The following is a 12,305-nucleotide window of genomic DNA, read 5'->3' as shown; positions in this document are numbered from 1 at the left end:
CTCCTTATGGCTTCCCTGGCTTGTTGTCTTTCATGATAAGCCGGGCCGCTTTTTCAATTTGCCTGTTGATCCGGGTAAAGAAGCCTTCCTCCCCCCGGGCGATCGGCTGGACGAGAATCGTATAGAGACCCATCCGGTTCCCCCCCAGCACGTCGGTTAGCAGCTGGTCTCCTATTACCGCCGTCTGTTCGGGGGTCAGCTTCATCATGTCAAGCGCCCGGCGAAACGGGGAACGACTCGGCTTGCGGGCGCTGCAAATATAAGGCACGTTCAAGGGCTTGGCAAACCGGCCTACCCTTGTCTCGTCGTTATTCGATACAATGACGACCTGGAATCCGAGCGAACGCAAATAATCGAGCCATTCGACAAGCTCGGGCGTAGCAAGCGGGATTTTGGCTCCCACCAAAGTATTGTCCAGGTCGGTAATAATTCCGCGCACGCCGTTTTTCCACAAGTCCGCCAGAACAATCTCGTAGACGGACTCTACCTGCTGCCGCGGAATAAGTTTGTTCAGCAACCGTTTCACCTCATGCACTTCCAAGATATACAGACAAACTATACCATACTTACGGTTTTTTGCAAAAACGGATTCCCGGGACGGCATGCGGCCATGCGGACGGAGAATTGGGGAATGCTAGCATTACCATGTTCGTACCCCTGGGGCACGAGCCTAACCCTTATCGAAAGGTGGATGTTTAGTATGCCCATGCTGGAAGCCAACGGAACGCTGCTGCATTATCATGTTGCCGGGAAAGGGGTCCCGATTGTATGCATTCATCCCCCACTGCTGAACCGAGGCGCCTTCCGCTACCAGGAGGCCGAGCTCGCGGATCGGTTCCGAATCGTCACCTTCGATCTGCGCGGGCACGGCCGGAGCGCCCCTTCTCCGGTCCCGCTTACCTATACGCTGCTTGCGGAGGATCTGCGGCAGGTCTGCATCGGGCTGGGTCTCAACAAGCCGTATCTGTGCGGCTATTCCACAGGTGCCGGTCTCGTGCTAGAGGCGATGCTGACCGATCCCGACCGCTATGCCGGCGGCATTCTGATCAGCGGTATGTCTGAGCTGACGGGCTGGTACAACCGGGCGCGCGTGCGCCTCGCCAAGCTGCTGACGAGCTTCGGGGCCAAACGGCTCATGAATGCCGCCTTGTCTGCAGGCAATGCCGACAGCCTTACAACGTTCGGCAATCTGTTCCGGGGTGCGCAGCCCGGCCAGGTTAGAGCCTGGAAGCAGTATTTTGCCGCGAGCATGGCCTATTCGTGTACAGACCGTCTGGGTGAGATCAAACAGCCGATGCTGCTCTTGTACGGAGAGAAGGATCGGAGCTTTCGGCGGTATGCACGCCTACTCCACGAGCGCCTGCCGGACAGCCAGCTGAAGTGGATCGAGCACGGCACGCATCAGATTCCAATCAAGCAGCCGCTCTCGGTCAATGCCCACATCCGGGATTGGCTGATCGGCCTCGAGAAGCCGGCGGATGCCCAAGAGGAGGATATCCGGGGCCTCGCGGCACCGGCCGTTTGGGAGCATGCCGAGGAGCGGGAGCAGCCGCTTCAGTGAATGTTTTTCTTCTTGAACCGGCCGCCCTTCACGTCGTGGATGTTGCCGACCGCGAGGAACGCATTGGGGTCCCAATCGTCGACGATGGACTTCAGCTTCGCTTCCTCAAGACGGGTGACGACGCAGAAGACGACGGTTTTGTTGTCTCCCGAATAGCCTCCGGTCCCGCTTAAATAGGTGACGCCGCGCCCAAGCCGGTGCAGAATCGCCTGCCCGATCTCTTCATAGCGGTCGCTGATGATCCAGACGGACTTCGACTCATCGAAGCCGACCATCGTGATGTCGATCATCTTGAAGGCGATGTAATAAGCGATAAGCGAATACATCGCGTTGTCCCAGCCGAAGACGAAGCCGGCGCTGCCGAGGATGAAGATATTGATGAACATGACCGTCTCGCCGACGCTGAACGGCGTCTTCTCGTTGACGAGAATGGCGACGATCTCGGTTCCGTCCAGCGAACCTCCGGAGCGAATGACGAGGCCGACGCCGACGCCCAGGATAACGCCGCCGAAGACGCTGGCGAGCAGGCTGTTCGGCGTGAGCGCTGGTACCTGGTGCAGCAAAGATGTGCCGACGGACATGACCAGGACGCCGTATAGCGTTGAGAGGGCGAACGTCTTGCCGATCTTCTTGTACCCGACGAACAGAAACGGGAGGTTGAGCAGGAAAAGAAACAAGCCAAGCGGGATGGGCGTCAGGTGAGCGAGCATGATCGAGATGCCCACCACTCCGCCGTCGATGATCCGGTTCGGAACGAGGAAGATTTCAAGGGCGACGGCTACCAGCACGGCGCCGATCGTCAGAAAGAGCCCTCTGCGAAGCAATTTGGCAAGCGTCAGCTTGCTGTGTTGGGGCTGAAGAGCCAGCCCGGATTCGCTGCCTGTCAATAGAATTCCTCCTTGCATCTGGATAAGAGCCGACCGCCAAAAACAGCACGCGCCGGCCTGGAATACGCCCGGATGCCCGGACGTTCCGTCGTCCGGAGCGTGCTGCGAAGGAAGGTCGGTCTTTGGACCGGCTCGGCCGGACCGTTACATCGTTTCCTTGAGTCTCTTCACGAGTGCGGCCGCATGCGTATATTCTTCGGCGGACAGCGACCTTGGGCTATATTTGGCCTTCTCGAACAGCTGGAGAAGCTGCTGCAGATCCCGGGCCGCCCAGACGTCTTGGGCACTGAGCCGCGAGACGGTTTCCCTCGCCGTCTCATAATCATAGGCCGGCCGGCCTTTGCGGCGCAAATACCGCAGCAGCCGGTTGTACTCCGCGATGACGCGCTCGTTCCAATCGGATGCCTGACGTCCGCCAACCAGGCCGCGGAGCCATCTGCGACCGGTGCGGGTACCGGCCAGGACCGCAAGCAGTACTGCCGCCGCGCCAGATCCAACGCCGAGAAGCAGCCACGGTCTCGAGCCGTTCCCGCTCGGAGCGGCTTCCGGCTCGACAGGTGCCGCGCTTGCCTCCGTCTCAGTGTCCGGCTGCTGAACCGGAGAAGACCCCGGTTCGTCCGGCGCTGGCGCGACCGGCATCGCGAAACCGGAAGTGGGCTCGAACGGGATCCACCCGTAGCCCTGCAAATACACCTCAACCCAGGAATGGGCGTCGGAGTTGCGGACGACATACGTGCCCGCCGCGTCGATCGGCGGCATATCGCCTTCCAGCGTATCTCCGCCCAGCGGCGAGTCGATGATCGGACTGCCGGGCGCGAATCCTTTGACCCAGCGGGTCGGCAGGCCGACCGAGCGAGCCATGACTGCCATCGATGTCGAGAAGTAGTCGCAGTAGCCTTCACGGATCTCGAACAGGAACCGGTCGACGAAGTCCATGTTGTCCGAGCCGTTCTGGTTCGGCTTGTTCGTGTAGCGGAAATTCGTCTGCAGGTAGCGCTCGATGCTCTTGGCCTTCGCATACGGCGTATCGGCTCCACGCGTCACGTCAAGTGCCAGCTGCTTGACCCTCGCCGGGGTGGAAGCGGGAAGCTGCAGGTACTCTTCGAGCGCCGCCTTGTTCGCCGGCTCTTCCGCGGAATTGAGCTCTTCCTCCGTCGAAATCGGCATCTGCGAGACCAGCTTATACTGCTTCGGGAACGGCGGGCGTCCCCGTTCACTCCACCGGAGCTCCGCAGAACGGACCGCCCACTGCAGCCGGTCGAACGTCCGCTCGTCCGCCAGCGCCTCTACGCTCTGGATTGCATAGGCGCCGAAGAGCACCGGATACGTATCGTCCGTAAGCATCGAGACGGTCTGCTCGATCTCCAGCGTCCGCAGCCTGGAGGTATTGATCCGGGAGTCCTTGGGGAGCTGAGAGTCGGGACCGATCGAGCCGCTAACCGGGCCCTGCCGGTCGCCCTGACTCTTCTCCCATCCTTTGCCGTTGTAGAGCGAACGGGTCTCCCCCCGCCAATAGCTGCGGTAGGACGTCTCCACTTGCATGATCGGATTGTAGTCGAAGTTGAATCCCCCGCCGAGCTTCTGGTCGGAACGGCTGTAGCCCGAAGTGGCATCGAGCGGGGTCAGGAACGCCCCCGTGCCCTTGCCGTTCGTGGATACGGTCTCTCCCTGCCACGCCTTCCACAGCGTATATGGGTCAGTGACCAGGTTCGGAACGTTCGGAGCAAGCAGTCCCGGCAGGAACATGACGGCCAGCAGCAGCACGACGGGCACGGCCGACGAAACGGGGTATTCGGCCAGATGCGACCAGCCGGCCGGATGGTGGCGGCGCAGCCGGGCGAACTGGTGAACGATCAGGAGACAGAGTCCGCTCAGCACGAGGAGAGCCGCCTCCTGCCACAGAATGAGCTGGCTGAAGGAGTCGCGAACGGCGATCGCCGTCACGCCCAGAAAGAGAAGCACGTAGATTCTCCATCTGGCCTGCACCCACCAGACGGCGACATGATAGATCGCCCAGGCGCCCATAATGAACCAGACGAACGGATGAAGCTGCACGAGATTGCCGTCCGCCCACAAGCGGAGACTCTCGAGGATGCCCTCTCCCCGCTCCCAGCCGACGGGCCGGTAGCCGACGACATAGCCGGAATATGCGAGAAGCAGGAGCCCCTGCAGCCCTCCCCGGCTCCATTGGAGCCGATAGGTGAGCATCTCAAGGACAAAGGTCAGTAGGAGAGCTCCCTTGACATAGAGCACGGTCTCCGGCAGCCAGAGGCCGTCCTCTTCGGAGATCCATCCGACAAACTGCCACAGAAACATGCCGGTGAAGAAGAGCGTGAGCTTCTGGGGCCAGTTGTCGAGCACAAGCCCGGCCAGGTATCCGCGTTGTCGGTTCATAGGCCCCTCCCTTCCAGCACAGCCGGGAGCTCCTCGAGCGAACGGACGGCATATCCCGAGATGCCGCGGTGGCGCAGCGTGAGCAGCCATCGCTCGCCGGCCTCCGGATGCTCGCCATTGACCCACACATGGCAGGGATTGAGCTGCCGCTGCTTGAGCCAACCGAGCGCCCGCAGCATCGCTTCGCCGTTATCCGCCGACACGATTGTGATGAACGTGCCCGTGGGAAGCTCGCGCGTCCGTTCGGTCAGCACCTGCAAGAGCGGCTTGGAGCCGTCCGCCTCCACCTCGACGAGATGATTCAGCATCTGCCTCCTGGCCATCCGGCTGCTGCCCGGCTCGTAATAGCCGTCCGCCATCAGGCCAATCGCCAGCTCCTTGCGCCCTCCGTATTCAAGCAGCGAAGCGGCTGCGGATACCGCCACTTCGAACAGCTGCTCGTTCCCGTAAGAGGAAGCGGCCCGGTCGAGCAGGACGATCGTCCGCGGCAGCGACTCGCGCTCGAACTCTTTGGACTTGAGCGTTCCGGTCTTGGCCGTCGCATTCCAATGAATGCGCGACAGCCGGTCGCCGTAATTGTACTCGCGGACGCCGTTCAGCTGCGTCGTCTCGCGCACGGCCCGTGTCGTCACGGCGTGCTGGTGCGTTCCCTTATGCATGCGGTGAAGCTGCTGCCACTCCCGGATCGCAACGGTATGGGGCAGCACCTTGAAGCCGGTCGGCATGGCCAGCACCCCGCGGTGCTCGAAGATGCCAAACATGTCTTGCGTGGAGCATTCGGTCTGTTCGAAGCCGTAGACGCCCCTGCGCAGAGGAGGCGTCCGGTACTCGACTGCACCTTTGCGGCTCCAGTCGGGGACAACCGAGCATTCGAACTGCTGGCTCCCCCCGTTGCGGCGGACGAGCTTGTCTTTGATGATGACGTAGGGGATCGGCCAGAAGCCGGGGATCTGGATGTCAATTCGAACGGTGACGGAGCTTCCGGCCTCGAGAACGGTATCCCGGTCCGGCAGCACGAGCCTGCGCTCGCCCTGCGTATCGCGAATGCCGCTCCACCGGCCCAGCACCAGATAGACGGAGATCAGGGACATGATAATGAACAGCATAAAAGCCAGCTTGCCGCCCTGGAACAGAAGAAAGAACAGCGTGAAGGAGAAGCAGGTGAGAACCGCGCCGAACCGGAACGGGAACCCCTGGGTTCGGCGGGTCATGCCTTGCAAGCTATTGTTCATGGCCGGATCACTTCTCCAATCGCACCGGCACCCGGACCTGCTGGAAGACCGAACGAAGCACGGAATCGACGGTCGCGCCGTCCATTCTCGCCTCCGCATGCAGAATCATCCGGTGGCCAAGCACATGGGGAGCCAGAAATTTAAGATCGTCCGGAATGACATAATCCCTTCCCTGAATGTAAGCGTATGCTTTTGCGGCCTGAACAAGAGCAAGCGAGGCGCGGGGGCTGGCGCCCAGATAGACGGAGCCGTGATCGCGCGTGCTGCGGATCAGCATGACCGCGTAATGGGCAACCGCTTCGTCCAGATGGACGGCTCGCGCATGGGTCTGCATCTGGACGATTTGCTCGACGGTCGCTACCGGCTCCAGCGAGTCCAGCGGATGGGCGCGGGTCTGCGCCAGCACCATGCGCGTCTCGGTCTCCTCGTCGGGGTAGCCGAGGCTGAATTTCATCATGAAGCGGTCGAGCTGGGCTTCGGGCAGCAGATAGGTTCCCTCGAAGTCGATTGGATTCTGAGTCGCAAGCAGCAGGAAGGGGCGGGGCAGCGGGTGGCAATTGCCGTCGACGGTAACATGGCGTTCTTCCATCGCCTCGAGCAGGGCCGACTGGGTCTTCGTCGTGGCGCGGTTAATTTCGTCGGTGAGCAGGATGTTGGTCATGACGGGGCCGGGACGGAACAGAAAGGTTTCTTCCTTGGGGTGAAAGATCGAAACGCCGGTTATATCGGTGGGCAGCAGATCCGGGTTGCACTGGATCCGCCGGAATTGTCCGTTGATGGACTTGGCAAGAGCTTTGATAAGCACGGTCTTGCCCGTGCCCGGAACATCCTCCAGAAGCACATGGCCTTCCGCCAATAGGGCGGTCAAGAGGAGCACAATTTCTTTATCCTTACCGAGAATGCAGGCTTCCAGGTTGGTCTTCAGCTGTCGTATGAGCGGCGTAAGCTCAAGGTCAAGGGCTTCCATGACCGATTCCTCCTCTGCTGGTCCGAATAATCACAGGAGTAACTAGAATTTCGCCTGTTCTCTTTATTTTACAGGAATTCTCATTGTAAGTACATCGGAAAGCCTGAGGGAATCGCCGTTCGTACAAAGTTTCTTGGGACTTCGTTCCCATCCCACCCTCCCCCGTCTGTCGCATCGCAGCTTCCTCGTCCCGTCAACACAAAAAACCGTCCTCCCTCTGGAGGACGGAACGGGAACATGCGCCGCGGAGCAGAGGATCAACCCTTGGGACGGGCCACCACGGCGGCAAGAAACGAAAAGATGATCGCCGCCGCGATGCCGGCGCTCGTCACCTGGAACAAGCCGGTGAATACGCCGATCCAGCCATCCGAATCGATCGTGGTGATCGTTCCGTGGACGAGCGCGTTGCCGAAGCTCGTAATCGGCACCGAAGCGCCCGCGCCCGCGAACCGGATAAACGGATCGTACCAGCCCAAGCCGTCGATGACGGCCCCCGCGACCACGAGCGCGCTCATCGTGTGCGCGGGCGTCAGCTTGCCCACGTCCATCATCAGCTGTCCGATGACGCAGATGGCCCCTCCGATGACGAAGGCCCAGACAAACTGCATCAGCATCGGTTACCCCTCCTTTCCCTGTTCGATGGCGACCGCATGGGCGATGCAGGGAATGCTCTCGCCCTGCTGGTAGGAAAGCGGCGACAGAAGCGCACCCGTGGCGACTACGAGCATGCGGTTGAATTCGCCTGCAGCGAGCCGCTTGAGCAAATGTCCGTAGGTAACGACCGCCGAGCAGCCGCAGCCGCTTCCTCCGGCCTGGACGATATGCTTCTGCTTCTCCCGGTCGTAGATGAGCAGGCCGCAGTCCTGATACGTCGTCTGCTCGATCGGCACCTTGTGCTTCTGCAGGAGCTCGCGTGCAATATCATAGCCGACGGCCGCGAGATCGCCCGTTACGATCAGATCGTAATAGCCGGGCTCGATACCGAAATCGCGAAAATGCGCCTGCAGCGTATCGACGGCGGCCGGCGCCATCGCTGCGCCCATGTTGAACGGGTCGGTGATGCCCATGTCGACGACACGCCCTATCGTCGCCCGTGTAATTACCGGTCCCGTTCCCTGCTTGGCCACGACGGATGCCCCGGCGCCCGTCACGGTGTACTGCGCCGTCGGAGGCTTCTGCGAGCCGTATTCCGTCGGGTAACGGAACTGCTTCTCCACCGTGCAGTTATGGCTGCACGTGCCCGCCATCGCATAGTCGGCACCGCCGCTGTTCACGATCATCGCTGCGATCGCGAGGCTCTCCATCGAAGTCGAGCAGGCGCCGAACACCCCCAGATACGGGATGGCAAGCGACCGGACCGCGAAGCTGCTGCTGATGATTTGGTTCATCAGGTCGCCGCCGATGTAGAAGTTGATCTGCTCCTTGGTCAGCCCCGCCTTCTTGATCGCGAGCCCGGCGGCGTCCTCCATCAGCTTCTTCTCGGCCTTTTCCCATGTCTTCTCCCCGAGGTTCATCTCCTCATGGACGAGATCGAAATCCCGGCTGAGCGGTCCCTGCCCCTCCTCGGGACCGACCGACGTGGCCGCCCCGATCAGAACCGGGCGATGTTCGAATTCCCAGCTTTGGTATCCCCGCTGCATGTTGTTATCCCCCCAGTTTGAACAAGACATGGATGATGCCGATAAGGAAGGCCGCCACTGTGCCGAAGACAATAACGGAGCCCGCCAGCTTGAACATGTTACCCCCTACGCCGAGCACAAGGCCTTCGCTCTTGTGCTCGATCGCGGCGGAGCACATCGAGTTGGCGAAGCCCGTTACGGGAACCGCGGTACCCGCGCCCGCCCATTGGGCGATTTTGTCATACAGCCCGAAGCTTGTCAGAAGGACGGATATGAGAATGAGCGTCACGACTGTCGGACTCGACGCCGCCTTCTCGGAAAACCCTCCGACACGCTGGTAGAACAGCATAAGCCCTTCCCCGATCAGGCAGATTACGCCGCCGACCAGAAAGGCGCGGATGCAGTTGCTCAGCACCGGCCGGGCGGGCTCCTTCTGCTTGGCCAGCTCCTGATATTCCTTCTGGACCGGCATCATCATCTTCGATTTCATCGCCATCTAGGTACCGTCTCCTTTCTTCAGCTCCGTTTAGCGTTGCGTTAGCCCCGTTTCAGCAGGGGAGTCAGCTTGTCGATCGATTGCTCAAGCAGTCTTGCGTTCGCCGCGTACATTTGTTTGGCCTTCTCATTGCGGGTCGACAGAGCGAACAGCTCCAGATCGGCCGCGCATTTTTTGAGTGTGCTCAATAGAAGCGGGCGAACCTGCGGCAGCGGCACCTTCTTCTTGTCGTCATACATATCGACATAGAGCTGCCCATAGCCGTCCACCTGGCACAAAAAGACATTATCTAGCGCCACTCCTACCTTTTCCAGCTCGGTGAGCAGCCAGTCCCGACTGCGGCCCAGCTGGACGAGCGGGCCGTTCAAGATCTTGCCGTCAATAACGACCGCCTGCGGCTCTTGCATCGCCGGCACCTTGATGCCGAGACTCTTCGGGGTGAGCGGCAGGTTCTCTTCCTTGAGGAGCACGCTCAAATCCCCGCTCGATTCCAGAATGGCGAATTCGACGTCGGCGACGTTGAACACATTCTTCGTCCGCAGCTGCTCCAGCAGTTCGTTGGCGGTGTAGCGCTCCTTCTTCAGATTGTTCTCGAGAATTTTGCCATTCTGGATCAGAGCCGTCTTCCGTCCGTCCAGCCAGTTGCGCACGCGCATGCTCTTGAGCGTCAAGGCTCCCAGTCCGAAAGGAATGAGCGTCCAGACGAGCAGAGCGATCACGCCGTGCATGTAATTGCGCTCGATGTCCGTCGAGATGAAGCCGGCCAACTCCCCAAGCGTGATGCCTGTGATGTATTCGAAGAAGGTCAGCTGGGAAATCTGCTTTTTCCCGAGGAGCCTTGTCAGAGCGAAGAGCATGACAAGAGCGCCGACGGACCTGAAGATAATCAAACCCCATTCCGGCATATGCCTTTCTCCCCTTTCCCGGACTGCATGCCCTGCCATCATTATTTGCTTGGTCCAAAACGTTTATGAAGCGGGCCGGTCATCTTTTTTTGGAAACGGGACATGCTACTTGAGGGCAGGAGAAGCCTCCCTTGTCCGCCTGCGGCGCGAGACCGGATCGTCCGCGCGCAATCATGCCTACACACCGAAAGGAGAATCAACCATGACCGTAGCAAGCCAAGTGAAAACGTGCGTAGCCTCTTTGAAGAGCGCGCAAGCCAGCCTGGAAACGTTCGCGCTCAGCACCCAAAACCAGCAGGCGAAGCAGCTGTTCGAGCAGGCCGCCCAGCAGACGCAGCAGATCGTCGATCAAGTGAGTGCGCGCGTTCAGGATCTCGAGAACGAGGAGCCGCAGTACAAAGGCATGTAATTTTTTTTCGTTTTCGCGTCCAGCGCAAAAAAGACCGGCAGCCCAGGGCTGTCGGTCTTTTTGTAGTTGCTAACGGTAATGCGGCGCGCGGCCAGGCGATTGATACGTGCCAAGAAGGCCGGCAAACGCACACGCCGAATCGGATTAAAGCAGAATTGCCAGCAGCAGCACCAGCAGCAGGAACAAAAGAAGGATAAGCAGCAGCTCTTTCCCGGTCCATCCCTTCATAGCAGGCTCCCGTCGATCGGAAGGAGGCCTTCCGGTAATGCTTCAGTGTATGCGGCTCCTCCAGCTCCCGATGCGGACAGACGCCCAGACGGGCGGCGGATCAGGAGGAAACGGCTTTCCGCTCGGCGGCAGGCGCCGGCTCCGGAGACAGGAAGCTTCTCTGCTTGCCGAATTTGAACATAAGCGCAACTACGACGAGCGCAAGTCCGTTCAGGATAAAGACCCCGCGGATCGGCATCCAGCCGCCCAATAGTCCGCCGGCGATCGGGCCGAGCATCGTGGCGAGCTGGGTCGCGGACTGGTTCAGGCTGAAGGCGCGTCCCCGGAACTCCGGTTCGGTAACCCGGACGATCAAGGCGTTAACCGACGGATAGAAGCCGGCGAAGAACAGGCCGTAAAAGAAGCGGAGAATGCCGAAGCCGACCAGGTTCGGGACGAAAACCTGCAGCAAATTGCCGATGCCTCCGCCCAGAAGGCCGATGACGAGAATATGCTGGTAGCCGATCCGCCCTCCCAGCTTGCCCCATCGGGGAGCCGCCAGGACGGTGGCGACGCCGACCGCAGAGAAGATGAGGCCCGATGCGAACGAGGCGTCCTTGGGATCTGCACCAAGCTCCATCGTATAGACGGTGAGCAGCGGCTCGAGAATCATGACCGAAACGGTGGCCAGCATGACCAGGCCGAGCAGCGCGATAAACGGCTTGTTCGCCGCCGCTTCCTTGAGGTCGCTGCGGACGTTGGAGCGGACGCCCGTCCGGTTCACCTTCAGCTCCCGGACGAGGAACGTCGCTATGAGTGCAGCCACCAGCACGACGATGCCGGAGAACAGGAATGCCTCCCGGTTTCCGAACAGGCGACTCACCGTCCCTCCTACCAATGGTCCGATGATGCCGCCGGTGGCTCCGGCCGTCGACATAATGCCGAGAGCGTAGCCCACATGCTTGTCCGGTGTATTCGTGGCGACCAAGGCGATCGAGGCCGGCACATAGCCGGCCAGCAGGCCCTGGAAGACGCGGAGGACGAGAAGCTGGTAAGGATCCTGAACAAAATAGTTCAGAAAATAAAGCGCGGCAAGACTGTATCCCGAGCGAATCAGCATCGGCTTGCGCCCGTATTTGTCGGCCAGAGAGCCCCAGAAAGGCGACACAAGCGCGCTTGCCAGGAAGGTGATGCCGAAAGCGACGCCGGACCACGCTTCAAGATGCGAGGTCACGCCCAGCTCGTGGCTGAGGAAGATGGGAAGGAAGGGAATGGAGATCGAATACGCAGTGCTGCAGAAAAAGACGCCGATCCAAAGAACGGCCAAATTGTGTTTCCAGGAGAATGCCATCGGGTCACGACCTTGTCTGCTCAGAATGAAAGAAAAACGGGAATAACCGGCCCTTGCTTGTTTGCTTCATTCTAGCATTGGCTCCCGCAGGTTGACGAACCCCGTATCGCCACGTTTTGGCTCGCTTGCGGCGCTTACCAACGGCCTTTCTTGTGATTTCATTGCTGTGCTTACAATCCCTCTGGAGGAAACTTCCACTGGGTGCTTCTCCGTTTCCGGGTACAGCAAAAAAGCCGTCCCCGGGAGGACGGCTTGAGAGCTTGGGCAATCGCAAAGC

General features: G+C 60.3%; 12 protein-coding genes. 2 read left to right on the top strand and 10 right to left on the bottom strand.

What is annotated here, in order from left to right:
* Positions 1-4 precede the first annotated feature (4 nt).
* Entirely contained in the window at positions 5-517 is a 513-nt protein-coding gene (locus KJS47_RS13680) for a YqeG family HAD IIIA-type phosphatase (RefSeq protein ID WP_213525587.1), read from the bottom strand.
* A 183-nt stretch (positions 518-700) separates the two neighbouring features.
* On the opposite strand from KJS47_RS13680, the gene KJS47_RS13675 reads away from it, so the two are divergent.
* Complete coding sequence (locus tag KJS47_RS13675) at positions 701-1,561, top strand: alpha/beta fold hydrolase (protein ID WP_213525586.1); 861 nt, start codon at positions 701-703, stop codon at positions 1,559-1,561.
* On the opposite strand, the gene KJS47_RS13670 is transcribed toward KJS47_RS13675, so the two are convergent.
* From KJS47_RS13670 to KJS47_RS13635, 8 genes are all read right to left on the bottom strand, one after another.
* Positions 1,555-2,466, bottom strand: a complete 912-nt coding sequence (locus tag KJS47_RS13670) for a YitT family protein (RefSeq protein WP_213525585.1) — start codon at positions 2,464-2,466, stop codon at positions 1,555-1,557. The two genes, KJS47_RS13675 and KJS47_RS13670, sit on opposite strands and share 7 nt — an antisense overlap.
* 126 nt (positions 2,467-2,592) lie before the next feature.
* Positions 2,593-4,842 (bottom strand): DUF4129 domain-containing transglutaminase family protein, encoded by a 2,250-nt coding sequence (locus KJS47_RS13665; protein WP_213525584.1) that lies wholly within the window; start codon positions 4,840-4,842, stop codon positions 2,593-2,595.
* Positions 4,839-6,074, bottom strand: coding sequence for a DUF58 domain-containing protein (locus tag KJS47_RS13660; RefSeq protein WP_213525583.1), 1,236 nt, complete (start codon positions 6,072-6,074; stop codon positions 4,839-4,841). The genes KJS47_RS13665 and KJS47_RS13660 overlap by 4 nt, the downstream gene beginning before the upstream one ends.
* A 7-nt stretch (positions 6,075-6,081) precedes the next feature.
* Positions 6,082-7,041 (bottom strand): AAA family ATPase, encoded by a 960-nt coding sequence (locus tag KJS47_RS13655; protein ID WP_213525582.1) that lies wholly within the window; start codon positions 7,039-7,041, stop codon positions 6,082-6,084.
* 257 nt (positions 7,042-7,298) lie between these two features.
* Positions 7,299-7,649 carry a stage V sporulation protein AE gene (gene spoVAE, locus KJS47_RS13650; RefSeq protein WP_213525873.1) on the bottom strand — a complete coding sequence of 117 codons (351 nt, stop codon included), beginning with the start codon at positions 7,647-7,649 and terminating at the stop codon, positions 7,299-7,301.
* A gap of 9 nt (positions 7,650-7,658) precedes the next feature.
* Positions 7,659-8,681, bottom strand: a complete 1,023-nt coding sequence (gene spoVAD / locus KJS47_RS13645) for a stage V sporulation protein AD (RefSeq protein ID WP_213525581.1) — start codon at positions 8,679-8,681, stop codon at positions 7,659-7,661.
* 4 nt (positions 8,682-8,685) lie between these two features.
* On the bottom strand, positions 8,686-9,156 hold the full coding sequence (gene spoVAC / locus KJS47_RS13640) for a stage V sporulation protein AC (RefSeq protein ID WP_213525580.1): 471 nt from the start codon (positions 9,154-9,156) through the stop codon (positions 8,686-8,688).
* A gap of 41 nt (positions 9,157-9,197) precedes the next feature.
* The gene (locus KJS47_RS13635) at positions 9,198-10,061 is read right to left on the bottom strand and encodes a DUF421 domain-containing protein (protein ID WP_213525579.1); all 864 of its coding nucleotides are present in this window, start codon (positions 10,059-10,061) and stop codon (positions 9,198-9,200) included.
* Between the two features lie 202 nt (positions 10,062-10,263).
* Here KJS47_RS13635 and KJS47_RS13630 point away from each other — a divergent pair, with 202 nt between their 5' ends.
* A complete protein-coding gene (locus KJS47_RS13630; RefSeq protein WP_213525578.1) occupies positions 10,264-10,470 on the top strand; it encodes a DUF1657 domain-containing protein in 207 nt (68 codons plus the stop codon).
* Between the two features lie 328 nt (positions 10,471-10,798).
* Here KJS47_RS13630 and KJS47_RS13625 read toward each other — a convergent pair whose 3' ends face one another.
* Positions 10,799-12,028 (bottom strand): MFS transporter, encoded by a 1,230-nt coding sequence (locus KJS47_RS13625; RefSeq protein ID WP_213525577.1) that lies wholly within the window; start codon positions 12,026-12,028, stop codon positions 10,799-10,801.
* Between the last annotated feature and the right edge of the window lie 277 nt (positions 12,029-12,305).

Source organism: Paenibacillus sp. J31TS4, from assembly GCF_018403265.1.
In the GTDB taxonomy this organism is placed as follows: Bacteria; Bacillota; Bacilli; order Paenibacillales; family NBRC-103111; genus J31TS4.
This window is presented reverse-complemented; position numbering and strand designations above follow the sequence as displayed.